The organism is Streptomyces parvus (genome assembly GCF_014648875.1).
Taxonomy (GTDB): Bacteria; Actinomycetota; Actinomycetes; order Streptomycetales; family Streptomycetaceae; genus Streptomyces; species Streptomyces parvus.
Genome location: NZ_BMRY01000001.1, coordinates 841,603 through 865,565, shown reverse-complemented (window position 1 = coordinate 865,565; position 23,963 = coordinate 841,603). Strand labels below are relative to the sequence as shown.

Annotated in this window: 16 protein-coding genes; 13 read left to right on the top strand and 3 right to left on the bottom strand. The window is 73.4% G+C overall.

Annotation, left to right across the window (positions count from 1 at the left end; genetic code table 11):
- Positions 1 to 147: 147 nt before the first annotated feature.
- The 7 genes from IE140_RS03745 (at position 148) to IE140_RS03715 (ending at position 15,359) form a co-directional block, all read left to right on the top strand.
- Positions 148 to 1,854 (top strand): glycerol-3-phosphate dehydrogenase/oxidase, encoded by a 1,707-nt coding sequence (locus IE140_RS03745; protein ID WP_150194765.1) that lies wholly within the window; start codon positions 148 to 150, stop codon positions 1,852 to 1,854.
- Between the two features lie 334 nt (positions 1,855 to 2,188).
- Positions 2,189 to 4,330 carry a serine/threonine-protein kinase gene (locus tag IE140_RS03740; protein WP_189460056.1) on the top strand — a complete coding sequence of 714 codons (2,142 nt, stop codon included), beginning with the start codon at positions 2,189 to 2,191 and terminating at the stop codon, positions 4,328 to 4,330.
- Between the two features lie 269 nt (positions 4,331 to 4,599).
- Positions 4,600 to 7,743, top strand: a complete 3,144-nt coding sequence (locus IE140_RS03735) for a serine/threonine kinase C-terminal domain-containing protein (protein WP_189460054.1) — start codon at positions 4,600 to 4,602, stop codon at positions 7,741 to 7,743.
- A gap of 144 nt (positions 7,744 to 7,887) precedes the next feature.
- Positions 7,888 to 9,603, top strand: a complete 1,716-nt coding sequence (locus IE140_RS03730; RefSeq protein ID WP_189460052.1) for a serine/threonine-protein kinase — start codon at positions 7,888 to 7,890, stop codon at positions 9,601 to 9,603.
- Positions 9,604 to 9,888: 285 nt separating this feature from the next.
- Entirely contained in the window at positions 9,889 to 11,505 is a 1,617-nt protein-coding gene (locus IE140_RS03725; protein WP_093443166.1) for a succinic semialdehyde dehydrogenase, read from the top strand.
- 83 nt (positions 11,506 to 11,588) lie between these two features.
- Positions 11,589 to 13,469 carry a GMC oxidoreductase gene (locus IE140_RS03720; RefSeq protein ID WP_093443168.1) on the top strand — a complete coding sequence of 627 codons (1,881 nt, stop codon included), beginning with the start codon at positions 11,589 to 11,591 and terminating at the stop codon, positions 13,467 to 13,469.
- A gap of 138 nt (positions 13,470 to 13,607) precedes the next feature.
- Positions 13,608 to 15,359, top strand: coding sequence for a COG1361 family protein (locus tag IE140_RS03715; RefSeq protein ID WP_150197603.1), 1,752 nt, complete (start codon positions 13,608 to 13,610; stop codon positions 15,357 to 15,359).
- A gap of 362 nt (positions 15,360 to 15,721) precedes the next feature.
- Here IE140_RS03715 and IE140_RS03710 read toward each other — a convergent pair whose 3' ends face one another.
- Positions 15,722 to 16,027 carry a chorismate mutase gene (locus IE140_RS03710; RefSeq protein WP_150197602.1) on the bottom strand — a complete coding sequence of 102 codons (306 nt, stop codon included), beginning with the start codon at positions 16,025 to 16,027 and terminating at the stop codon, positions 15,722 to 15,724.
- A 332-nt stretch (positions 16,028 to 16,359) separates the two neighbouring features.
- On the opposite strand from IE140_RS03710, the gene guaA reads away from it, so the two are divergent.
- The 6 genes from guaA (at position 16,360) to IE140_RS03680 (ending at position 22,376) form a co-directional block, all read left to right on the top strand.
- A complete protein-coding gene (gene guaA, locus IE140_RS03705; RefSeq protein WP_032779283.1) occupies positions 16,360 to 17,946 on the top strand; it encodes a glutamine-hydrolyzing GMP synthase in 1,587 nt (528 codons plus the stop codon).
- A 136-nt stretch (positions 17,947 to 18,082) separates the two neighbouring features.
- Positions 18,083 to 18,694 carry a Uma2 family endonuclease gene (locus tag IE140_RS03700; RefSeq protein ID WP_030709048.1) on the top strand — a complete coding sequence of 204 codons (612 nt, stop codon included), beginning with the start codon at positions 18,083 to 18,085 and terminating at the stop codon, positions 18,692 to 18,694.
- A gap of 43 nt (positions 18,695 to 18,737) precedes the next feature.
- A complete protein-coding gene (locus IE140_RS03695; protein WP_150197601.1) occupies positions 18,738 to 19,508 on the top strand; it encodes an SAM-dependent methyltransferase in 771 nt (256 codons plus the stop codon).
- Between the two features lie 81 nt (positions 19,509 to 19,589).
- The gene (locus tag IE140_RS03690) at positions 19,590 to 20,378 is read left to right on the top strand and encodes a class II aldolase/adducin family protein (protein WP_093443176.1); all 789 of its coding nucleotides are present in this window, start codon (positions 19,590 to 19,592) and stop codon (positions 20,376 to 20,378) included.
- A 112-nt stretch (positions 20,379 to 20,490) separates the two neighbouring features.
- Positions 20,491 to 21,759, top strand: a complete 1,269-nt coding sequence (locus tag IE140_RS03685) for a hypothetical protein (RefSeq protein ID WP_150197337.1) — start codon at positions 20,491 to 20,493, stop codon at positions 21,757 to 21,759.
- Positions 21,760 to 21,863: 104 nt separating this feature from the next.
- Complete coding sequence (locus IE140_RS03680) at positions 21,864 to 22,376, top strand: DoxX family protein (protein WP_150197335.1); 513 nt, start codon at positions 21,864 to 21,866, stop codon at positions 22,374 to 22,376.
- On the opposite strand, the gene IE140_RS03675 is transcribed toward IE140_RS03680, so the two are convergent.
- Entirely contained in the window at positions 22,283 to 22,546 is a 264-nt protein-coding gene (locus tag IE140_RS03675; protein ID WP_078614327.1) for a hypothetical protein, read from the bottom strand. The genes IE140_RS03680 and IE140_RS03675 overlap by 94 nt on opposite strands.
- On the bottom strand, positions 22,533 to 23,882 hold the full coding sequence (locus tag IE140_RS03670; RefSeq protein WP_109179830.1) for a PspC domain-containing protein: 1,350 nt from the start codon (positions 23,880 to 23,882) through the stop codon (positions 22,533 to 22,535). The genes IE140_RS03675 and IE140_RS03670 overlap by 14 nt, the downstream gene beginning before the upstream one ends.
- Positions 23,883 to 23,963: the final 81 nt, after the last annotated feature.

Here is a 23,963-nt window from a genome sequence, read left to right as displayed (position 1 = left end):
GTGCCGCTCCGGTCACGGGGGTGTTGTCCACAGGCGGTGGCTGAACTCGGGGAGCGCGGACAGAATCGAGAGGTGGACACGGGCGGCCGGCCCCTCGGCCGGGTGGCACTCCCGTGTCCGACCACCCCGATCCACCGGGAGGCAGCAGTGAGGACAGCGACACTGGGACCCGCCGAGCGCACCCTCGCGCTCGCCGCCATGGCCGAGCGCGAACTGGACGTGCTGGTCGTGGGGGCGGGCGTGGTCGGCGCGGGCACGGCGCTGGACGCCGCCACCAGAGGCCTGACGACCGGCCTGGTCGAGGCGCGCGACTGGGCGTCCGGCACATCGAGCAGGTCGAGCAAACTGATCCACGGCGGCCTGCGCTATCTGGAGATGCTCGACTTCGCCCTGGTCCGCGAGGCGCTCAAGGAGCGCGGGCTGCTCCTGGAACGGCTCGCCCCGCACCTGGTGAAGCCCGTGCCCTTCCTCTACCCCTTGCAGCACAAGGGCTGGGAGCGGCTCTACGCCGGCTCCGGCGTCGCGCTGTACGACGCCATGTCGGTCTCCTCCGGCCACGGACGCGGCCTCCCCGTCCACCGCCACCTCTCCCGCAAGCACGCCCTGCGGGTCGCCCCCGCGCTGAAGAAGGACGCCCTGGTCGGCGCCCTCCAGTACTACGACGCCCAGATGGACGACGCCCGTTTCGTCACCGACCTGGTGCGCACCGCCGCGTCCTACGGCGCCCACGTGGCCAACCAGGCCCGGGTCGTCGGCTTCCTCCGCGAGGGCGAGCGGGTCGTCGGCGCGCTCGTCCGGGACGTCGAGAGCGGCACGGAGTACGAGGTCCGGGCCAAGCAGGTGGTCAACGCCACCGGCGTGTGGACCGACGACACCCAAGGGCTCATCGGCGAGCGCGGGCAGTTCCACGTCCGGGCCTCCAAGGGCATCCACCTGGTCGTCCCCAAGGACCGCATCCACTCCTCCACCGGCCTCATCCTGCGCACCGAGAAGTCCGTCCTCTTCGTCATCCCCTGGGGCCGGCACTGGATCATCGGCACCACCGACACCGACTGGGACCTGGACAAGGCCCACCCGGCCGCCTCCAGCGCCGATATCGACTACCTCCTCCAGCACGTCAACTCCGTCCTGAACACCCCGCTGACCAGGGACGACGTCCAGGGCGTCTACGCCGGGCTGCGCCCGCTGCTGGCCGGCGAGTCGGACGCCACCAGCAAGCTGTCCCGCGAGCACACGGTCGCCCACCCCGCCCCCGGCCTGGTCGTCGTGGCGGGCGGCAAGTACACGACGTACCGGGTCATGGCCAAGGACGCCGTGGACGAGGCGGTGCACGGCCTCGACCAGCGGGTCGCCGCCTGCGTCACCGAGGACACCCCGCTGCTGGGCGCCGAGGGGTACAAGGCCCTGTGGAACGCGCGCGCCCGGATCGCGGCCCGGACCGGACTCCATGTCGCCCGGGTGGAGCATCTGCTCAACCGGTACGGCTCAATGACCGAGGAAATTCTGGAACTCATCCTCGCCGACCCCACCCTGGGCGAACCGCTGCCCGCCGCCGACGACTATCTGCGCGCCGAGATCGTCTACGCCGCCTCCCACGAGGGCGCCCGCCATCTGGACGACGTGCTGACCCGGCGCACCCGGATCTCCATCGAGACGTTCGACCGGGGCACCCGCAGCGCCCGGCTCTGCGCCGAGATGATCGCGCCGGTGCTGGGCTGGGACCAGGGGCGGATCGACCGGGAGGTCGAGCACTACGAGAAGCGGGTGGAGGCCGAGCGGGAGTCGCAGCGGCAGCCGGACGACCTCACGGCGGACGCGGCCCGGCTGGGCGCGCCGGACATCGTGCCGATCTGAGGGGGTGCCGATCCGAGGGGTGCCGATCCGAGGGGTGCCGATCCCGTTCGTGCCGATCCGAGGGGTGGGTGCCCGCCCCGCCGGCTGCCTGCCCCGCAGAGTCCCGGACGGCGGCCATCCCCTGTTGCCTCCGGGGCAGTTGAGGCCCGCCTGCCCCCTGGGGCGGGGCGGTGGGCCGGACCGGCCTGGACGGGGAGGACCCGTTGGTAGGAGGCTGTGGGGGATTCCCTCTTCGGGCCGCGGGCGCGGCGGACCCGGACCCGGCACCAGGACCGGTCCCGGGGTGAGGGACAATGAACGCTCTGCCAGGGCGGGTTGATCGCAGAGGGGACGCATGTCGGAGGCGGAGCAGGCACGGGAGCCCCAACGGGACAAGAACGGTCGTCTCCTCGCGGGGCGATACCGGCTCGGTGAGGTGCTCGGCCGGGGCGGCATGGGTACGGTCTGGCGCGCCGACGACGAGACGCTCGGCCGCACGGTCGCGGTGAAGGAACTGCGGTTCCCCTCGGCGATCGACGAGGACGAGAAGCGCCGGCTGATCACGCGCACCCTGCGTGAGGCCAAGGCGATCGCACGGATCCGCAACAACAGCGCGGTGACCGTCTACGACGTGGTCGACGAGGACGACCGCCCGTGGATCGTCATGGAGCTGATCGAGGGCAAGTCGCTCGCCGAGGCGATCCGCGAGGACGGCACGCTGACGCCGAAGCGGGCCGCCGAGGTCGGGCTCGCCATCCTCGACGTGCTGCGCTCGGCACACCGCGAAGGCATCCTGCACCGCGACGTGAAGCCGTCCAACGTGCTGATCGCCGAGGACGGACGCGTGGTGCTCACCGACTTCGGCATCGCCCAGGTCGAGGGCGACCCGTCGGTCACCTCCACCGGCATGCTCGTCGGCGCCCCCTCGTACATCTCGCCGGAGCGGGCCCGCGGGCACAAGCCGGGCCCGCCCGCCGACCTGTGGTCGCTCGGCGGACTGCTGTACGCGAGCGTCGAGGGCTGCCCGCCGTACGACAAGGGCTCGGCCATCGCCACGCTCACGGCCGTGATGACCGAACCGCTCGACCCGCCGAAGAACGCCGGACCGCTCACCGAGGTCATCTACGGGCTGCTCGCCCGGGACCCCGAACAGCGTCTCGACGACGCCGGGGCACGGGCGTTGCTCAACGACGTCATCAACGCCCCCGACGTGCCCGCGCCCGCCCCCGCGGACTCGACGCAGATCATGGCCATCCCGCCGGCCCCCGCCGCCGACCCCCTCGTCAAGCGGGCGCCGAAGCAGCCCAAGGCCCCGAAGCCGCCGAAGCAGTCCACCGGAACGGGCGAGTCCGGCGAAGGCGCCCGCGACCGGCTGCGCGGCGCTCTGCGGTCCGTTCGCAACGCGAAGACCCCGGCGGTGGCCGCCGGAGCCGCCGCGGGTGTTGCGGCGGCGTCCACGGGCTCTCAGGCCGCCGCGGCCACGGGCTCGCCCGTCGCCCCGCCCAAGCCGCCGTCCCCGCCCGGGACTCCGGCCCCGGCCGCGAAGTCCGCGGCGGCGTCCGGGTCCGCCCCGGCGGGCGCGCGGGGAACCGTCGCGGCCCCCGCCGGAGCCGCGAAGTCCGCAGTGGCGGCGAACGCTTCCGTGCCTGGGCAGCGCCCGCCGTCCTCGACCGCCTCCACGCGTGCCTCGATCACCGACGTGGTGCCCCGCCGCACCCTCGCGATCATCGCGGCCGTCGTCGCGCTGGCCATCCTCGGCACGATCCTCGCGATCGCCCTCGGCGGCGACGACGCGGACAAGGGCGGCAAGGGCGACACCGCCGCGTCCGCCGGAGCCTCGACGGGCGGCGCCGACGACAAGGGCGAGGACACCGGCGGCGGTTCGTCCGGCGGGAAGGGCGACGGCCAGAAAGAGGGCCAGGGCCAGGAGGACGGCCGGGCCTCCGAGGGCCCGTCCGGCGAAGGCTCCGACGCCCCGAAGGGCGACGACTCCGAGGGCGACGAGGGCGACGGCGGTGACAAGCCGGGCGGCTCCCTGCCCGCCGGCTACAAGAAGGTCACCGACGCCCGGTTCCACTTCACCATGGCCATGCCCGAGAACTTCCGGCGCACCGCCATCGCGGGCACCAACTCCGGAGGCATCTACAACGCCGGACAGGGCAGCTTCCCCCGGGTCCAGGTCGACTTCAACAGCTCGCCCAAGGACGATGCCGCGGCCGCCTGGCGCGGGGCCGTCGCCAGCGCCAAGGTTCTCAGCGACGGCTACAAGCACGGCAGCATAAAGAAGGTCGAGTACAACGGCTATCCGACCGTCGCCGACTGGACGTTCGAACGCAGCCACAGCGGAGTCCGGGTCAAGGTGCTCAGCCGCGGCTTCAAGGTGGACGCCAAGCGCGGCTACTCGATCATGATCAGCTGCAAGGTGGACGAGTGGGACGGCGACGAGTGCCGGACGCTGCGCGAAACGGCGTTCGCCACCTTCACGCCCACGGACTGACCGCACGCCCACGGACTGACCGCACGCCCACGGACCGACCGCACGCCCACGGACCGGGCCGCCGGGCGCGCCCGATCCGGGCCGGTGTGAAACGTTTGTGCGGGCCGGGTTGGTGCGACCCGGCCCGTCGGCGCGTGATGCCACGTATCGTAAGAGGCCGGAGACCGTACGCAGCCGGAACGGCGGGTCAATTGCCTGTCGGACGACCGTAACTGACGGAGTCGTGCAGCTCTGATGGCCGGGGGAACAGCGCGCTCTGGGGAGGCGTCGTGGACGACTACGCGGGTCGGGTGCTTGCCGACCGCTACCGCCTTCCGCTGCCCCCGTCCGACGGGTACGAACTGGCCGAGACCCGGGCGTTCGACACCTACAGCGGCCAGGAAGTCCTCGTCCGCCAGGTGCCGTTGCCGGAGATCGTGGACGCCGAGGTACTCGACGCCGACGGGCGGGCCCCGGTGTCCGGGCGGTCCGGCGGGCGGGCGGTCCGGCGCAGTACGGACCCCGCGGTCCGGCGGGCGATAGAGGCCGCGCAGGTCGCCGCCCAGGTGCCCGACCACCCCCGCCTCGACCAGGTCTTCGACGTGTTCGCCGAGGCGGATTCGCTCTGGATAGTCAGCGAGCTCGTCGCGGCCCGGCCGCTCGCCGCGCTCCTCGCCGAGCGCCCCCTCACCCCCTACCGCGCCGCCGAGATCGGCTCCGACGTGCTCACCGCCCTGCGGGTGCTGCACGCCCACGGCTGGACCCACCGCAACATCACCGTGCGCACGGTCCTGGTGTGCGACGACGGCCGCGTCATGCTCACCGGCCTCGCGGCGGGCGCCGCCGAGGAGGCCCTCTGCGGGTACGCCCCCGCACCGCTGCCCGACGCCGATCCGGTGGCCGGTCCGACGGTGGCCGGTCCGACGACGTCCGGCATCCCGGCCCTCGCTCCCACCCCGCCGAGTGAGTTCGGCGGCGGCTACGCGCTCCCGCCGGCCAGGAGCGACGCGGGCGTTCCGGAGTACGCGGGCGCTCAGTACGCAGACGTCCAGGAGTACACGGGCGCTCAGGAGTACGCGGACGTCCAGGAGTTCGCCGATCACGGCAGCCGCGACGGGGACGGCAGCCGGGAGGTCCACGGCAGCCGGGAGGTCCACGGCAGCCGGGAGCGCCGCGAGGGCCGGGAGCTGCCCGTTCCGCCGCTGCCGCAGGGATACACGTCGGCCCGTGAGGACGACGGGCGCGACTCGCACGACCCGTACGACCTGCCGTCGGGCCGCGACGACGCCGACCCCGTCCCGGGGCCGTGGGCCGACGGGCAGGAGATCGTCCCGCGACCCGCCGCCCCCGCCGTCCCCTACACCGCCGTACGGCCCCCCGCCGAGCCGGGCGCCGCGAGCGCAGCCCAGCTGCGGGCCGCCCGCGCCGGGGCGATCGCCGCCTACCGCGCGGGCGCGCGGGCAGCCGCCCGGGTCAACGAGGACCGCCAGCAGGCCGACCGCGCGCCGGCCGACCTCACGAAGCCGCCGCGGGACGGACGCGAAGCCGCCCCGGAAGCCGGAGCCACAGGCGACACCGGAGCCGCCGGAGCCGGTGACGCGACGGACTCGGGCACCCCCGGGACCGACCCCGCCACCGGCACCCCCGAGGCCCACCCCCTCCCGTTCCAGCGGCCCGCCCCCGGCGTTCCCGGTACTCCTGCCGCCCCCCGGCTGACCGCCCCCTGGGGCAGCCCCGCCGAGGACCCCTACGACGACGAGGACGACGAGGACGACGAAGAGGGCCCCCGGCCGCCGGGCCGGCGCGTCCACCTCGCCGGGACCTGGGACGACGGACCCGGCGCCGGGCGGCCCGTCCCCGCCGGAGGTTCCGGCGCGGACGCCCTGCGCGCCGACTCCCGGCGGCCCGGCGTATCGGGCGTACCGGGCTCCGCCTCGCAGGAGCCGGCCCGCACCGCGCCGCTCCCGGTCGCGCGGGCCGCCACCCGGGCCTGGGAGGACGCCGTCGCGGGCGGCGGCGAACCGGCCGTCTACCGCGGCCCCGCCACCCCGCTCGCCGCCGAACGCGCCCGCCAGGCCCGGATCGCCGTCGTCGGGGCCGTCACCGAGCGCTGGGCCCCCGAGCAGGCGGGTCCGGTCCACGAGAACTGGCAGCTCGCGCCGCCGATCGGCCCCTCCACCGACCTGTGGGCGCTCGGCGCGCTGCTCTACCGCGCCGTCCAGGGCCACGCCCCCTACCCCGAGGAGAACGCGGCCGAGCTGGTCCAGATGGTGTGCGGCGAGCCGCCCGCCTTCGCGGAGGAGTGCGGTCCGCTGCGGCCCGTCGTCGAGTCGCTGCTGCGCCAGGACCCCACCGAGCGGCCGGACTTCGAGGAGCTGCGCGGCTGGCTGCGCTCGCTGGTGCGCTCCGCGCCGGAGCCGGAGGCGGGCGCCGACGTCGTACCGCTGCCCGCGCCCGACGCGACCCGGCTCCCCGTCGTACGCCGTCGGGGCGAGCTGGTCCGGCGGCGGCGGGGCCGGTTCGGCGGCGGCGGGGCCGGCCGGCACCGGCAGGGGAAGCGTCAGCAGCCGCCGAAGCAGCGCGGCGGCAGGCAGCACGACCGCAACGAGTCGCTGCTGCCGCCCGACCGGCCCGTGCGCAGGCCCGTGGAGTCCTGGGAGGACGAGCGCCCCGCCCGCGTGCCGCGTGCGCCCAAGGGCCCCCGGGTGCTGCGGGAACCCCCGCGCCGGGGCGAGGGGTCCCCGCGCAAGCTGGGCCGGCTGCTGCTCGTCCTGATCCTGCTGCTGATGGCCGCCGCCATCGCGTACGCCGTGATGTTCATGCCGAAGGCCGACCAGGGCCAGGACAACGGGGCGCCCGCGCCCACCGGTTCCGCCGCACCGCCCGCCGCCTCGGGCGAGCCCGAGCCCTCGGGCTCGACGGACGGATCCGACGGGCCCGGCTCCCAGCAGCCGCAGACCAGCAGGTCCGCCGCGGCCCTCGCCCCCGGCTACACGCTCCGCAAGGACGCGGAGGGCTTCGAGGTCGGCGTACCGAAGGACTGGCAGCGCAGCCCGGCCAACGCGGACCGTCAGATCCGTTACGGGAGCGACGGGTTCACCCTGCTCGTGGTGCCCGGCCGGGACACCGTGAAGTCGGCCGGCAGCGATCCGCTGGACTACCAGCGGGACAAGGAGCCCGAGCTCCAGCCGTTCCGGGACTCCAGCTGGTCCTCCTCGTCCGGCCTGCGCCGGGTCGACGTCGGCCGGCAGGCCATGGCCGAGGGGCAGTTCACCTGGCAGGAGAGCGGCGGGCGTGAGGTGTTCGTCCGCAACCTCGCCATGATCGTCGACGGTCGGTACCACGTCATCCAGGTCATCGGCCCCGAGAACGACCGCGACAGGGTCACCGAGATCTACGAACAGGCCATCGCCTCGTACCGGGTCGCCGGCTGACCTGACGTCATCGGCACCGGCCCACCACGTGCGTTGTCCGGTGCCGACAACCATCACAGTGCGGTCTCGTGGGCGATCCCCCGTATCCGCGCCGCGCCCCGCCTCCGTAATCTGGCCATCCGAGGAACGGGGCGGGGACATCACGTGGATCGATCACAGGGCACGGAAGCCGGACTGGTGCTGGCGGGGCGCTACCGGCTGGGCGACGTCCTCGGCCGGGGCGGCATGGGCAAGGTCTGGCGCGCCCACGACGAAGTGCTGCACCGCACGGTCGCCGTCAAGGAGTTGACCGCCGGGCTGTACGTCGCCGAGGCCGACCGGCTCGTCCTGCACGCCCGGACGCAGAAGGAGGCCCGGGCGGCGGCGCGCATCACGCACCCCGGCGTCGTCACCGTCCACGACGTGATCGAGTACGACAACCGCCCCTGGATCGTCATGCAGTACGTCGACGGGCCCTCGCTCGCCGACGAGGCCAAGGAGAAGGGCGACATCGCCCCGCGCGAGGCGGCCCGGATCGGACTGCACGTCCTGAGCGCCCTGCGCGCCGCCCACGGCGCCGGGGTCCTCCACCGGGACGTCAAGCCGGGCAACGTCCTGCTGGCCCGCGACGGGCAGGTGCTCCTGACCGACTTCGGGATCGCCGCGATCGAGGGCGACTCCACCATCACCCGGACCGGCGAACTGGTCGGCTCCATCGACTACCTGGCCCCCGAGCGGGTACGCGGCGGCGACCCGGGACCGGCCTCCGACCTCTGGTCGCTGGGCGCGACGCTGTACACGGCGGTCGAGGGGACCTCCCCGTTCCGCCGTACGTCCCCGATCTCCACCATGCAGGCCGTCGTCACCGAGGAGCCGCCCGCACCGGTCAACGCCGGTCCGCTCGGGGCCGTCATCACCGCACTGCTCCGCAAGGATCCGGCCGAGCGGCCCACAGCCGCGCAGACCGAGCAGATGCTGCTGGACGCCATGGAGGGCCGCGAGCCCCGGGCCGCCCAGGCGCACGTGCCGACCCAGCGCTTCCCCGAGGACGCCCGCTACGGCTACCGGGACGGCAGCGGCTCCGGCACTCCGGCCGGCCCGCCCGGCTCCGACGGCGCCACCGCCCGGCTGCCCGGAGCGGCCACCTCCGCCGCCGCGACCGCCCCGGCCGGCCAGGACCGCACCGCCCCGGCCCCCGGCCCCGCCTCCGCCCCGGTGACCCGGCGCGCCGGATCCCGGTGGCGCACGGTGCTCGTCGTGGTCGTCGCCGCGGCCGTGCTCGGCGGCGCGGCCGGGCTGCTCGCGATGAAGTACGGGGAGGGCTCGGGCTCCCCGGCGGGTGGGCGAGGCGGTCCGGCCGCCGGAAGCACGCCGTCCGCGCCCGGGACCACCCCGGAGCCCACCAGCCCCGCATCGGAGATACCCGACGGCTGGCACCGGGTCGACGACCCCGCCGGCTTCAGCCTCGTCGTGCCCGAGGGGTGGGAGCGCCAGGTGAACGAGGGCCAGATCGACTACACGCCGGACAACGGGGCCCACCGGATACGTATCAGCGTCGACCCGGACCCGGACTTCGACCATCCGTATCTGCACATGGAGAACATGGAGGAGCAGCTCTCCACGCGGCTGCCGGGCTACCAGCGGGTCGGGATGGAGAAGAACACCTTCCGCGACCGGCCGGGCGCCCTCTGGGAGTTCACCTGGAACGAGACCAAGGACCACCCGGGACCCCGGCACGGGATCGACCAGATGTACTACGGCGGCACCGGCGGCCCCGAGTACGCGCTGTATCTGACCGCCCCGCAGGAGGGCTGGGAGGCCAGCCGGGAGAAGTTCGACATCATGCTGCGCAGCTGGCGCGCGCCCAAGGCACAGCAGTGAGGGCGGGCGGTTCGGCGGAGACCGGGCGTCACGACCGGATGCCCCGCGCGAGCTGCCGTACGGTCACGGTTGCACCGAGGTGACCGAGGGGCTGGAAATTCACGCTTCCTGAGGACCGCGGGCCGACCGTCGCCGGGCGGTCGGCCGTAACGCCACTGATCAGCGGTTATGTCGCCAGCGATCACTGGCTCGTTCGAGGAGGGCGTCGAACGGCGGTGGCGGGTCCTGTGAAAAACTGTTACCGACGGGTACCCAAAGGCTCCGGCTGGACATACTCTCGGCCTCATGACGGACTCGCAGGCCCCTGACGCCCCTCTCGGTACGAACCCCGTGGCGGTCGCCCCCGCCGGGGTGCGCACGGCCGCCGACGTGGTCACCCCCGAGGTCATCGCCCAGCTGACCCGCGGAGTCGTCGGGTCGGGCCGCACCGCCAACCACACCCCCTTCACCGGGGAGAAGCTGGCCGACCTGCCCGAGTCCACTCCCGAGGACGTCGCCACCGCCTTCGAGCGGGCCCGCGCCGCCCAGCCCGTCTGGGCCGCCGTCCCCGTACGGCAGCGTGCCGCCGTCCTGCTCCGCTTCCACGACCTCGTCCTGAGCCGCCAGGCGGAGGTCCTCGACCTCATCCAGCTGGAGACCGGCAAGGCCCGGCTGCACGCCCACGAGGAGGTGCAGGCCGTCGCCGTCGCCGCCCGCCACTACGGGCGCAGGGCCGCCTCCTACCTCAAGCCCCGCCGCCACACCGGCGTCGTCCCGACCCTCACCAAGGTCACCGAACTGCGCCAGCCGCGCGGTGTCGTCGGCCAGATCGCCCCCTGGAACTACCCGCTCGAACTCTCCGTGGGCGACGCGCTGCCCGCGTTCGTCTCGGGCAACGCCGTCGTGATGAAGCCCGACACCGAGACCGCGCTCACCGCCCTGTGGGCCCGCGACCTGCTGATCGAGGCCGGACTGCCCGCCGAGGTCTTCCAGGTCGTCCTCGGCGAGGGCCCGGTCGTCGGCCCCGAGGTCGTCAGCCGCGCCGACTACGTCTCCTTCACCGGCTCCACCCGCACCGGCCGCGAGGTCGCCGTGGGCGCCGCCTCCCGCCTGGTGGGCGTCTCCCTGGAGCTCGGCGGCAAGAACGCCATGCTCGTCCTCAAGGACGCCGACGTCGAGAAGGCCGCCGCGGGCGCCGTCCGCGCCTGCTTCTCCTCCGCCGGACAGCTCTGCATCTCCATCGAGCGGCTGTACGTCCACGAGTCGATCGCCGACGACTTCGTACAGCGCTTCGCCACCCGGACCAAGGCCATGCGGCTCGGCAGCTCCCTGGCGTACGGGGCCGACATGGGCTCCCTCGTCGGCGAACGCCAGCTGGAGACCGTAGCGCGCCATGTCGACGAGGCCGTCGAGAAGGGCGCGACCCTCGTCGCCGGCGGCGTCGCCCGCCCCGACATCGGCCCGCTGTTCTACGAGCCGACCATCCTCGACGGTGTCGAGGCCCCGATGGCCGTCTGCGGCGAGGAGACCTTCGGGCCGGTCGTCGCCATCTACCGCTTCAGCGACGAGGACGAGGTGATCGCGCAGGCCAACGCCACCCCGTACGGTCTCAACTCCAGCGTCTGGACCACCGACTCCCGGCGCGGCCACGAGGTCGCCGCCCGGCTGCGCACCGGCACCGTCAACATCAACGAGGGGTACGCCCCCGCCTACGGCAGCGTCCAGTCCCCGATGGGCGGCATGAAGGAGTCCGGCCTCGGCCGGCGGCACGGCTCCGAGGGCATCCTCAAGTACACCGAGGCCCAGACCGTCGCCCAGCAGCGGCTGATCCCGCTCGCGCCCGCCTTCGGGATGGACGACGAGAAGTACGCCGCGTTCATGACGACCAGCCTCAAGGTGATGAAGGCGTTCCGGCTGCGCTGAGACGCCGCCGCCGACTTCGAGGCCGACGCCGAGGCCGTAGCGGCTTCCGCCCTTTTCGTACCGATTCCGTTCCGAGGAGTGCCATGTCCCAGGACAGCCCTGCCCAGAAACAGGCCGTGAGCCATGTCCCGGCCGAGGACGACGCCGCGTACGACTACGACGTCCTGGTCGTCGGCTCGGGCTTCGGCGGCGCGGTGTCGGCGCTCCGGCTCACCGAGAAGGGCTACCGCGTCGGCGTCCTGGAGGCGGGCCGCCGCTTCACCCCCGGCACGCTCCCCAAGACCTCCTGGGACCTGAAGAACTACCTCTGGGCCCCCGCCCTCGGCCTCTTCGGCCTCCAGCGCATCCACCTCCTCGGCAACGTCATGGTGCTCGCCGGGGCCGGCGTCGGCGGCGGGTCGCTCAACTACGCCAACACCCTGTACGTGCCGCCCGCCCCGTTCTTCGAGGACCGCCAGTGGGCCTCGATCACCGACTGGCAGGACGAGCTGAAGCCGTACTACGACCAGGCCCGCCGGATGCTCGGGGTCCGCCTCAACCCGACCATGACCCCGTCCGACATCCACCTCAAGGCCGTCGCCGAGACCATGGGCGTCGGCGACACCTTCCACATGACCCCGGTCGGCGTCTTCTTCGGCGACGGCAAGGACGCCGACGGCACCGCGAGGGCCAAGGCCGGCGGCACCGTCCCCGACCCGTACTTCGGCGGCGCGGGCCCCGACCGCAAGGCCTGCACCGAGTGCGGCGAGTGCATGACGGGCTGCCGCCACGGCGCGAAGAACACCCTCAACGAGAACTACCTCCACCTCGCCGAGCAGGCCGGAGCGGTCATCCACCCGATGACCTCCGTCGTCGCCGTCACCGAGGACCCCGAGGGCGGCTACCGCGTGCTGACCGTCCCCACCGACCGCCGCCGCCGCGCGAAGCCCACGAGGCTGCGCGCCCGCAAGGTCGTCATCGCCGCCGGGACGTACGGCACCCAGACCCTCCTGCACACCATGAAGGACCGGGGGCTGCTGCCCCGGCTCTCCGCGAAGCTCGGCGAGCTGACCCGTACCAACTCCGAGGGCCTGGTGGGCGCCCAGACCAGCGACCGCCGCTACCGCAAGAAGCACGGCACAGCCAAGGCCGACTTCACCCGGGGCGTCGCGATCACCTCGTCGATCCACCCCGACGACAACACCCACATCGAGCCCGTCCGCTACGGCCGGGGCTCCAACGCCATGGGCGCGCTGACGGTCCTCCAGGTCCCCTACGGGGCCCACCGGGTACGCCGCTGGATCGCCAACATGATCAAGCACCCCACCCTCGCCGCCCGTTCGCTCTCCAACCGCCGCTGGTCCGAGCGCACCATCATCGGCCTGGTCATGCAGTCCCTGGACAACTCCCTGACCACGTACCGCAAACCGGGCGGCATCGGGAAGGGTCTGCTCACCGCCCGCCAGGGGCACGGCGCCCCCAACCCGACGCAGATCCCGGAGGCGACCCTCGGCGCGAGCCTGCTCGCCGAGGAGATCAACGGCTTCGCGGGGTCCAACGTCGGCGAGCTGATGGGCACCCCGCTCACCGCCCACTTCCTCGGCGGCTGCCCGATCGGCGCGAGCGCCGAGGAAGGGGTCATCGACCCGTACCACCGCCTCTACGGCCACCCCGGCATCAGCGTCGTCGACGGCTCCGCCGTCTCCGCCAACCTCGGCGTCAATCCCTCGCTGACCATCACCGCCCAGGCCGAGCGCGCGATGTCGCTGTGGCCCAACAAGGGCGAGGCGGACCCGCGCCCGGAGCAGGACGCGGCCTACGAGCGGCTCGCCCCGGTCGCCCCGCGCACGCCCGCCGTGCCGAAGGAGGCGTTCGGCGCGCTGAAGCTGCCGTTCCTGGGCATCCCCGTGGTGCCGCCGAAGGGCACGGCGGAGGCCGGGGCGGACGTGGAGGGCGTGGGGAACACCCCGGTACCGAACCCGTGACCGTGCTCCACCACCCGTGACCGTACCCAATCCGTGATCTTGGGGAGGGCAACTGTTCGGGAAGCTGCGCGGTCCAACCCGTACCGCGACACCCGTCACAGCAGCCCCACAGCTTCCGCCGAGCCCCCGAGGTCCCCGATGACACGTTCCACCCCGAGAACCGTGCTGCACCGCGCAGCCGGCTCGCTCGCCGCCGCAGGCCTGCTGGCCGCCGCCTCGCTCGCCGGGGCGGCCGCCCCGGCACAGGCCGCGGACACGCCGGTGTTCACGCTCGGCGGCCCGGCCGAGACGGCCCTGCACCCGTACCCGGAGAGCGGCAAGCCGAAGTCCTCCACGGTCGGGATCAGCCTGAACAACCCGTCCGAGGACGAGGAGAACGGCGGCTTCGGCGGCTACTTCACCCTCACCTTCGACCTCAGCGGCGTCGCGGGCGTCGCCGACGTGGAGTTCGAGGGGGAGGGGAACCCGGACTGCGAGGTCACCGGCACGAAGGCCGTCTGCGAGGACTGGGGCATCTGGCCCGGCCTCCAGGACGCGGTCGACCTCGTCGTCACCGCCGCCGACGGCAGCGAGAACGGTGACACCGGCACGATCAAGGTGACCGGCGAGGCGGACGGCGCCACCTTCACGCCGTTCACCACCCGGCTCACGGTCGGCGGCCCCGACCTGGTGATGGAGCGGCTGCCGTTCAAGACGGAGCTGACCCCGGGGGAGAAGCAGCAGGCCCCGATCACCTTCGCCAACCGCGGCACGCGGGACGCCGACGGCGTCCTGCTCACCCTGCGGTACTCGCGCGGCCTCGACATCCCGCAGCGCTACTCCAACTGCGAGTACACCGTGGACGACCCGGGCGAGCCGGACTTCGGCTCGACCACGGCGCTCTGCTCCGTCGAGGGGGCCTTCGAAGCGGGCGCGACGTACACGCTGGCGACCCCGCTGACGCTGGAGGCCACCGAGCGCGCCTACTACGACACCTTCCTCTACCGCATCGAGGAGGACAGCGCCGCCCAGCGCACCGCCCAGCGCGCTGGCGCCGCCTTCGAGCGGGGCACCGGCGGCGTGCTGAAGGCCGTCCCGGCGAAGAAGGGCCCCGCGGCCCGGAGCGCCGACCTCGATCCGTACGACAACCAGCAGGACGTCGACTTCCGTACGAAGAACACGGCCGACTTCGTCGCGTACGGCGACGACGTGGCCGGGGCCGAGGGCTCCTTCGTCAAGGCCGACATCGGCTTCCGCAACGAGGGCCCGGCGTGGATCGGCCACATCCGCTCCGGCGAGGACGTCGCCACCGTCGACTTCACCGTCCCCCGGGGCGCCTCGGTCACGTCGAAGCCGGAGCGCTGCCGCGCGGTGACGGCCGACGGCAAGTACCGCGAGGACCAGACGAGCCCCGCGCCGCGTTACGTCTGCAACACCTCGATGACCGTGCGGGACGGGTCGGGCCTCGACCTGCCCTTCGAGCTGCGGGTCGACAAGGCCATGGTCGGCGCGAGCGGCGCGGTGACCGTACGCAACACCTGGCTGCAGAACCCGAAGCTCCCGTTCGACCCGAAGCCCGGCAACAACACGGCCTACCTGGTCCTGAACGGTGAGGGCGACGGCGACGGCTCCGACTCCGGCGGTGCGACCGAGGGCGGCGACGGCGGCTCCGGCGAGCCGTCCACCCCGCCGACCTCGTCCCCGGACCCGGAGGAGAGCGAGTCCGGCACCTCCGGCTCCACCACGTCCGGCGGTTCCTCGGCGGGCACGGCCGGGGGCTCCGGCGACGGCGGCGGCCTCGCCTCGACGGGATCGATCGCGCTGATCGCCTCGGGCACGGCGGCCGCGGCGCTGGCGGCGGGCCTGGTGCTGTTCACGGCGGCACGGCGGCGGGCCGCGCGCCACAGCTGAGAAGCCGAGAACGGAGGGCGGCGGAGGAGGGAGCGGGCCTCCGCCCGGATGCGTATCCGATGCGGCCGACCCGGGCGTCCCCGGGATCGGCCGCATATGGGGTGACCGGGCTGCTGTCCCCTGCGGACCGGTCACATACGCCGGGTCGTGGTCCCACGACGCACCTGCAGTACGTCACACTCCCCGGCGGAGCCACGCGTGGTTTCCTACCGATGCCGCCCCTGGTTGGCACGGACATCAGGACCAACGAAGGCACCGCGCTCCTGGTCACGCGCCGTACGGGTGAGACGGGCCCCGAACGCAGATACGGCCCGTGCGGCGCGGGCGGAGAACCGTTCCGGCCGCGCGCCGCCCACCGGGCCTCAGACCCGCCCGCGGCACAGCTCCAGCAGCGTCATCGCCAGCGCGGTGCCCGGCTTGCCCAGCGCGTCCCTGTAGTGGCCGAGCACGGCCGTCTCGCGGGCGAGGTTGACCCGGCGGCCGCCCGAGGTGATCCGGGCCTCCTGGATCACCGCCGAGACGGCCATCCGTTCCTGGACGAGACCGATGATCCGGTCGTCGAGGGCGTCGATGCGCTCCCGGGCCCCGCCGATCAGCGCGGCGGCCTCGTCGGTGTGCGCGCCGGTGGCGGTGGTGGTGTCCTTCGTGCTGATGCCGATGCTGCTCATGATGGTGACTCCTGATGGTCGGAGGCCACCCGGGGCGAACGGGCCCGGATACGAGAGACGCCCCGGGCCTGCTGGCCCGGGGCGCCTGGAACGTTGCTCGTCAGTAGCTCAAGCAGCACGACCATGGCAGCCGGCGGGCCGGATGCCATAGGTAAAGACGAAGGTCGTGTGCTGACGCATGGCGCACAGTATGGCCCCGTTTCCGTCGCCCCGACAAAACGGGGCCCGGATCGTGAGACGTGGGCCCTCGTGGCCGGCCCGGCGGAGGGTCCGGCCACGGCCGGTAGAATCGGAAGAACCGACCCTCATCACCACCGCCGGAAGGCCGCCCCGTGCCAGCAGCACCCCCCGCCGCCCCCGACGCCACGGCCGACGTGGTCCTCGTCGTCGACTTCGGCGCGCAGTACGCCCAGCTCATCGCCCGCCGCGTCCGTGAGGCCCGGGTCTACAGCGAGATCGTCCCGTCCACCATGCCGGTGGCGGAGATGCTGGCCAAGAACCCCCGCGCGATCATCCTCTCCGGCGGTCCTTCGTCGGTGTACGCGGAGGGCGCGCCGTCCCTGGACCGCTCGCTGTTCGAGGCCGGGGTCCCGGTCTTCGGCATGTGCTACGGCTTCCAGCTGATGGCGACGACGCTCGGCGGCACGGTCGACGACAACGGGGCCCGTGAGTACGGCCGTACCCCGCTGCACGTCACCAAGGCGGGCTCGACGCTCTTCGAGGGCACGCCCACCGAGCAGCCGGTGTGGATGTCGCACGGCGACGCCTGCTCGGCCGCCCCCGAGGGCTTCACGGTCACCGCCTCCACCGACGTGGTCCCGGTCGCCGCCTTCGAGAACGACGAGAAGAAGCTGTACGGCGTCCAGTACCACCCGGAGGTCCTGCACTCGACCCACGGCCAGCAGGTCCTGGAGCACTTCCTCTACCGCGGCGCGGGCATCGAGCCGAACTGGACCACCACCAACGTGGTCGAGGAGCAGGTCGCCCTCATCCGCGAACAGGTCGGCGACAAGCGCGCCATCTGCGGCCTCTCCGGCGGCGTGGACTCCGCGGTGGCGGCGGCCCTGGTCCAGAAGGCCATCGGCTCCCAGCTCACCTGCGTCTACGTCGACCACGGCCTGATGCGCAAGGGCGAGACCGAGCAGGTCGAGAAGGACTTCGTCGCCGCGACCGGCGCGAAGCTGAAGGTCGTCGACGCGGAGAAGCGCTTCCTCGACGCCCTGGCCGGGGTCTCCGACCCCGAGGAGAAGCGCAAGATCATCGGGCGCGAGTTCATCCGCGTCTTCGAGCAGGCCCAGCTGGAGATCCTCCAGGAGGAGGGCCCCGAGGTCGCCTTCCTCGTCCAGGGCACGCTCTACCCGGACGTGGTGGAGTCCGGCGGCGGCACCGGCACCGCCAACATCAAGTCCCACCACAACGTCGGCGGCCTCCCCGACGACATCGAGTTCCAGCTCGTCGAGCCGCTGCGCCAGCTGTTCAAGGACGAGGTCCGCATGGTCGGCCAGGAGCTGGGTCTCCCCGAGGAGATCGTCCAGCGCCAGCCGTTCCCCGGCCCCGGCCTCGGCATCCGCATCGTCGGCGAGGTCACCAAGGACCGCCTGGACCTGCTCCGCGAGGCCGACGCCATCGCCCGCGAGGAGCTGACGGCGGCCGGCCTGGACCGCGACATCTGGCAGTGCCCGGTGGTCCTCCTCGCCGACGTCCGCTCGGTGGGCGTCCAGGGCGACGGCCGCACCTACGGCCACCCGATCGTGCTGCGTCCGGTCTCCTCCGAGGACGCGATGACGGCCGACTGGTCGCGCCTGCCGTACGAGACGCTGGCGAAGATCTCCACCCGCATCACCAACGAGGTCGCCGACGTCAACCGCGTCGTCCTCGACGTGACGAGCAAGCCGCCGGGGACGATCGAGTGGGAGTGACCGCTCCCGCCCTCTGAGGGCCCAGGAGGCCCCAGGCCAACGCCGATGCCGTCGCTCATTCGTCTGGGCGGCGGCATTGTCGTATCGGATGGGTACGCTGAGTGAAGAGACGAGACTTCGGCGTATGGGAGTAACTATGAGCGCCGCACCCGAGGACAGGCTTGAGCAGGAGCCGAACCGGTGGCCGGTTCCGCCCGAGGGCGGCTGGACGGCGGACGACCTCGACCGGATTCCGGGCCTCCCGCCCCACACCGAGCTGATCGACGGGAGTCTCGTCTTCATGAGTCCGCAGCGGAAGTTCCACACGCGAGCCATGTGGCTGCTGGAATCCGCCCTTCTCGCCCACGTTCCCGCGGATCTGGACGTCGACCGGGAGATGACCATCAGGCTGGACACCAGCAACCGCCCGGAGCCCGACCTGCTGGTGTACCGCGCGGAGGCGGACACCGGGCCGGACCAGACCTGGTACGCGCCGGAGGACGTCGTCCTCGCCGTCGAGGTCGTGTCCCCCGATTCCCTGGAGCGCGACCGGGGCGTCAAACCGCGCAAGTACGCCGAGGCCGGGGTCAAGCACTTCTGGCGGGTCGAGCAGGGCGACGACGATCTGCCCGTCGTGTACGTCTACGAGCTCGACCCGGCGACGCACACCTACACGCCCACCGGAATCCACCACCAGAAGATGAACCTTTCCGTTCCCTTCCCGATCGACGTGGACCTCAGCGAGATCCACCGCCGGGGCCGCCGGTAATTCCCTGGCACGGGCCTCCCCGCCCGTGCCAGGCTCCTCCACCATGTCCGCCGAAGAAGTCCGCGCCATCATGTCCGCCGCCGGCAACGACCGCCTCATCTGGAACACCCCGCTCTCCGAGGACCACGCGGCCCGGCTGATCGCCGCCTGCGAGCCCGCCCCCGGTTCCCGGATCGTCGATCTCGGCTCCGGCTGGGGCGAACTGCTCATGCGGCTCGTCGAGTCCGCGCCGCGGGCCACCGGGGACGGCGTCGAGACCGACCCGGACGCCGTGGCGCGCGGGCGGAGGCTCGCCGGGGAGCGGGGGCTCGCGGACCGGGTGCGGTTCCACCCGACGCCCGCGGCCGAGTGGGCCGGGGGCGGCTACGACCTCGCCGTCTCCATCGGCTCCTCGCACGCCTGGCCCGGTGCCACCGCCCGGGAGTCGACCGGAAACGCCCTCCACGCCCTCGCCGCCGCCGTACGCCCCGCCGGGCGGGTGCTGTTCGGCGAGGGGATCTGGCAGCGGGAGCCGACGCCCGCCGCGCTGGAGGGGCTGGGCGCCGCACCGGGAGACTACGGCTCGCTGCTGGAGCTGATCCGGCTCGCCGAGTCCGCCGGGCTGCGTGCTCTCCAGGTCACCGTCGCCGACGAGCGCGAATGGGACCTCTTCGAGTCCGAGGGCCCGATCGGACGCGGCCAGCGCTGGGCCCTGGCCAACCCGGACCATCCGCTCCACGCCGCGGTGACCGCCGAGATCGACGCCCGTCGCACCGGCTACTACGGCGGCTACCGCTCCTCCTTCACCCTCGCCTATCTGGTGCTGAGCGCCTGACCCGGGCTCCACCCCTTCTCACCGACCCCACCCGGCGGTAACTTCCGATCCTGTACGCCTCTGGGAACGTGAGGAGCCGCCATGTCCGAGCAGATCGCCGTGTCCGACCCCGTCCCGGTCCCCGTCGAGCAGCTCCAGTTCGCGATGCCGCCCGTGCACGCCTCGCCGGCCGAGGAACGCACGTACCGCAGGGAACGGCTGGCGGGCGCGTTGCGGCTGTTCGGACAGCTCGGGTACGAGGACGGGGTCTCCGGGCACATCAGCGCCCGCGACCCCGAGCTGGCGGACTGCTTCTGGGTCAACCCGTTCGGCGCGCCCTTCGCCGACATCACCCCGCAGGACCTGATCCTCGTCAACGGCGACGGCCAGGTCGTCCAGGGCCGCTTCCACGTCAACCAGGCCGCGTTCGCCGTGCACGCGGCGGTGCACCGGGCCCGCCCCGACACCGTTGCCGTCGCGCACACCCACTCCACGCACGGGCGGGCGCTCGCCGCGCTCGGGGAGCCGATCGAGCCGATCACCCAGGAATCCTGCGCGTTCTACGAGGACCACGCGCTGTACGACCACTACTCCGGGGTCGTCGTGGACGAGGACGAGGGCCGACGGATCGCCGCCGCACTCGGGACGTACAAGGCGGTGATCCTGCGCAACCACGGGCTGCTGACCGTGGGGGACTCGGTGGACGCGGCCGCCTGGTGGTTCCTCACGCTGGAACGCGCCTGCCAGGTGCAGCTGCTGGCGCGGGCCGCCGGGAAGCCCGTCCTCATCTCGCACCGGGACGCCCTCACCACCCGCGACCACCTCGGCAGCGACCTGGTGGCCTGGATCAACTACCAGCCCCTGTGGCAGCGGATCAGTCGAACGTTCTGACGACACCCGCCCCGGCCCGCCCCGATGCGAGGGCCGCCCGCCCGGTACGGCACAATTCGTCGATATCGCAAGTGAGTTGGCTTTACCGGGGCGGGAAAGGGCGTAATCCTCCGTGGCGTTGGACGAAACCAGGACGAGCGGCACGTCCGACGGCGGCTGTACCTGCGGCGACTGCCCGCACGGGGCGCGTCGCGGGCACCGGCACGCGGTCGCCGCGTTCCTCGCCAAGCGGGACGAACTCGCGGCGGGCAACGGGCTGCCCGCCGGGGTCGCCCAGTCCGCATCCGCCTCCCGGCAGTGGGTCTCCGACGAGCTGACCGGGTCCGCCCGAGCCGTCGCCGAACGGGCCCGGGAGGCCGGGGACGCCTGGCTGTACCAGGTCTGGCGGTCCACCCTGCTCACCGTCTGGGGTGCGGCCGGGGTGCTCCTCGTCGGGGTCTGCGTCACCGCGATCGGGGCCGGCTGGTCCACGGCCCGCACCGCCGCCCTGCTCGCCGCCGCCGTCACGGCCGGGCTGCTCACCGCCGCCGCCCGCCTCCACCGTGCCCGGGGCGGCCTCCTCGCCCCGCTGATCGGTGAGGACAACCGGCTCTCCACCTCCCGGACGGTCGCCGCCTCCTGGGTGCTGCTCGCGGTCTTCGCCGTGCTCGTCCTCGCCCTGCAACTGGCCGGGGCCTCCGACCCGGAGGCGCGGGACGCGCTGATCGAGGGGCTCGACCTCGTGCGCTCCGCCGGGGTCGTCGCCGTGCTGGCGCTGGTGTGCGCGGTCGCCGTCGTCGTGCGCCGCGTCGTGACCGTACGGGTGCTGGGCCAGCGGCTCCAGAAGCTGCGCGCGGACCGGCCGCGCGCAGCCGACCTGCTCACCGACGACTCCGGGCGCGGGTCGTTCACCGATGTGCAGTACGTGCTGGTCAGCGCCGTCGCCGTACTGTTCGCCGGGGTCCGCCTCGCCCGCCGCCCCGAGCAGCTGCCCGATCTGCCGTGGGGGCTCGCACTGCTGGTGGCCGTCTCGGCGGCGACCTACTTCGCCGGGAAGTACGCGGAGGGCGGCCGGCCCGTCGTGCTGTCCGTCGTACGGGCCCGGGAGGCCGGGGACCTGGACGGCGCGATCCGGACCGGCGACGACATCGAGATCCGGGGCGCGGGCTTCGTACCGCCCGGCGCGGGCACTCCCGACCGGCTGGCCCGGCTCGTCGTCCGGATAGGGACCGTCCACGTCCACGTCCCGCTGGTCCCGGTCGCCGGAGGCTTCGCCAACCCCACCGACACCGTCCTCACCGTGCCCGTCCCGGTCGAGGTCGAGCCGGGAACCGTGGACGTCCAGGTCGTCACCGCCGCCGGGGTGGAGACCGACCGGATCCCGATCGACGTCACCGACTGACCGCCGCCCGCTTTCACCGATCTGCCCCGCAACCCTGGTGAGCGGCGCGCCGAAGGCGTACGTATGGTCGAAGTGACGGGACATCGGGAAGTGGGGCAGCGGTCATGAACGGTTACGGCGAGCGGGGTTCGTACGGGCTGGGCGAGCGCAGGACGCTGAGGGACCAGGCGAGCACGTACGCCCTGCTGCCGCTGCGGATCTTCCTCGGTGTCACCTTCGTCTACGCGGGCCTCGACAAGCTCACCGACAGCGCGTTCCTGTCCGCGACCGGCAACGGGTCCATCGGCGAGATGATGCGCGGCGTGCGCGACTCCTCCGCGATCCCCGCCCTCGTCGACCTGGCCCTGAAGAGCCCCGAGGGCTTCGGTTACGCCATCGCGACCGGCGAACTCCTCGTCGGCCTCGGCACCCTCGTCGGCCTCTGGGCCCGGCTCGCGGCGCTCGGCGGCGCGCTGATCTCGCTGAGCCTCTGGCTGACCGTGAGCTGGCAGGCCACCCCGTACTACTACGGCAACGACCTGCCCTACCTGATGGCGTGGCTGCCGCTCGTGCTCGCCGGCGCCCCGCTGTTCTCCGCCGACGCCTTCCTCGCCGCGCGTCGCCGCCGCAGCATGTAGGCGGCCCAGGTCACCGTCGCGGCCAGCCACAGCCCGCCGAAGAACAGCGGCAGGAAGAACGTCCACGGGACCTCCCAGGCCCCGGCCGCGTCCGCCGCGTACCCGGCGGCCAGGCCCAGCATCACCAGACCGGCGACGGCCCTGCCGGGCCGGAATTCATGACGCAGCACGGGTGACCTCCACCTGTCCGATGCCGACTTCCACGTCCAGTTCGACCGTCCCGGCGGGCTTCGTGCCCTTCGGCGGCGGCAGCGTGCGCTCGGTCGACTCGCCGTTGTTGATCCGGACCTGGACCCGCTGCCCCTCCTCCAGACGGACCTCTCCGAGGCCCACCTCGGCGCGCACCTTCACCGTCACGTCCGCCGGGACGACGACGGCCGCCCGCCCCGCCGCCACGTCGAACTCCGTGCGCACGGTCTCGCCCTTGGGCACCTTCAGGCCGGACAGGTCCAGCCGGGCGTCGCCCGTGCTCAGCTCGTAGCGCGGCTGGACGGCGGTCACCGACGCGGGCCGCCACTCCTGGCGGGCCCACGAGGTGTCGATGTCCTCCGGCAGCGCCGTCGCGCCCGCCAGCAGACCCGCCGTGACCATCGCCATGAAGACCGTGCCGAAGCCGGTCCGCCCCAGCAGCGACGCGATCAGCAGGCCGAGTCCGAAGACGGCGAGAGCCGCGACCAGACCGATCTGGAGGGCGGTTCCCAGCGGCTGGTGCTCCCAGCTCAGCCCGGTCCCCAGACCACCCGCCACCAGCGCCGTCAGGAAGACCGGGCCGCCGATGGAGCGCGGTCCGCGCGGCTCGGGCGAGGGCTGCGGCGTCCGGAACGGGGCGTCCGGAGTGGGCCGCCCGGCCTTCGCCCCGGCCCGCGCCGCGTCCGCGTCGGTGTCCGGCGGCCCCCACAGATAGCCGGAGCCGACCGGTCCGGTGGTGCCGTCCTTGACGATCGGGTCCCGCCACCACGACGGACTGCCCGGCGTCGGCGGGGCCTTCACCTCCGGCGGGGGCGTGCCGAGCCCGCCGGTGTGCGCCGGGCCCGGAGGGGCGGCCGGGGTGCCGGGCGGGGCCGCCGGGTCCTCCGGGGCCGCCGTCCGCCGGGACTGCGTCCACACGGCGAAGCCGACGACGGCCACCGTCAGCAGCGCGGCGAACGACAGCATGCCCCGGTTGTGCAGCATCGACAGGAAGAGGCCGCAGCCGATCAGCGCCAGCAGCAGCGCCACCAGGGACGCCCCGTCGACCCGCCCCGACAGCAGCTTGCGCGCCTCGTTCTCGTCCTCGCCGTCGGCGGGCAGCAGCAGCCAGGCGAAGCCGTAGAAGATCAGCCCGATGCCCCCGGTCACCGACAGCACGCCGACCACGATCCGGAAGATCACCGGGTCCACGTCGCAGTACCGGCCGAGCCCGCCGCACACCCCGGCGACGACCTTCTGCCGTGGGGTGCGCCGCAGCGTCGGCTTCGGCGCTTCGGGGGGCGCGACGCCGGGATCGGCGTTGGAGGGAGCGGTCATGCCTCCATGGTGACGGGCCGGACCGCCCGCCGGGACCCGCCCCGACCCTGGACGGTCCCTGATATTGCCCGCGTACGTCCC

Excerpts from the sequence above, each read along its gene's own strand:
- IE140_RS03740 (WP_189460056.1), top strand. The coding sequence starts at position 2,189 with ATGTCGGAGGCGGAGCAGGCACGGGAGCCCCAACGGGACAAGAACGGT.
- IE140_RS03725 (WP_093443166.1), top strand. The coding sequence starts at position 9,889 with ATGACGGACTCGCAGGCCCCTGACGCCCCTCTCGGTACGAACCCCGTG.
- IE140_RS03720 (WP_093443168.1), top strand. The coding sequence starts at position 11,589 with ATGTCCCAGGACAGCCCTGCCCAGAAACAGGCCGTGAGCCATGTCCCG.
- IE140_RS03715 (WP_150197603.1), top strand. The coding sequence starts at position 13,608 with ATGACACGTTCCACCCCGAGAACCGTGCTGCACCGCGCAGCCGGCTCG.
- IE140_RS03710 (WP_150197602.1), bottom strand. The coding sequence starts at position 16,027 with ATGAGCAGCATCGGCATCAGCACGAAGGACACCACCACCGCCACCGGC.
- IE140_RS03700 (WP_030709048.1), top strand. The coding sequence starts at position 18,083 with ATGAGCGCCGCACCCGAGGACAGGCTTGAGCAGGAGCCGAACCGGTGG.
- IE140_RS03695 (WP_150197601.1), top strand. The coding sequence starts at position 18,738 with ATGTCCGCCGAAGAAGTCCGCGCCATCATGTCCGCCGCCGGCAACGAC.
- IE140_RS03690 (WP_093443176.1), top strand. The coding sequence starts at position 19,590 with ATGTCCGAGCAGATCGCCGTGTCCGACCCCGTCCCGGTCCCCGTCGAG.
- IE140_RS03680 (WP_150197335.1), top strand. The coding sequence starts at position 21,864 with ATGAACGGTTACGGCGAGCGGGGTTCGTACGGGCTGGGCGAGCGCAGG.
- IE140_RS03670 (WP_109179830.1), bottom strand. The coding sequence starts at position 23,882 with ATGACCGCTCCCTCCAACGCCGATCCCGGCGTCGCGCCCCCCGAAGCG.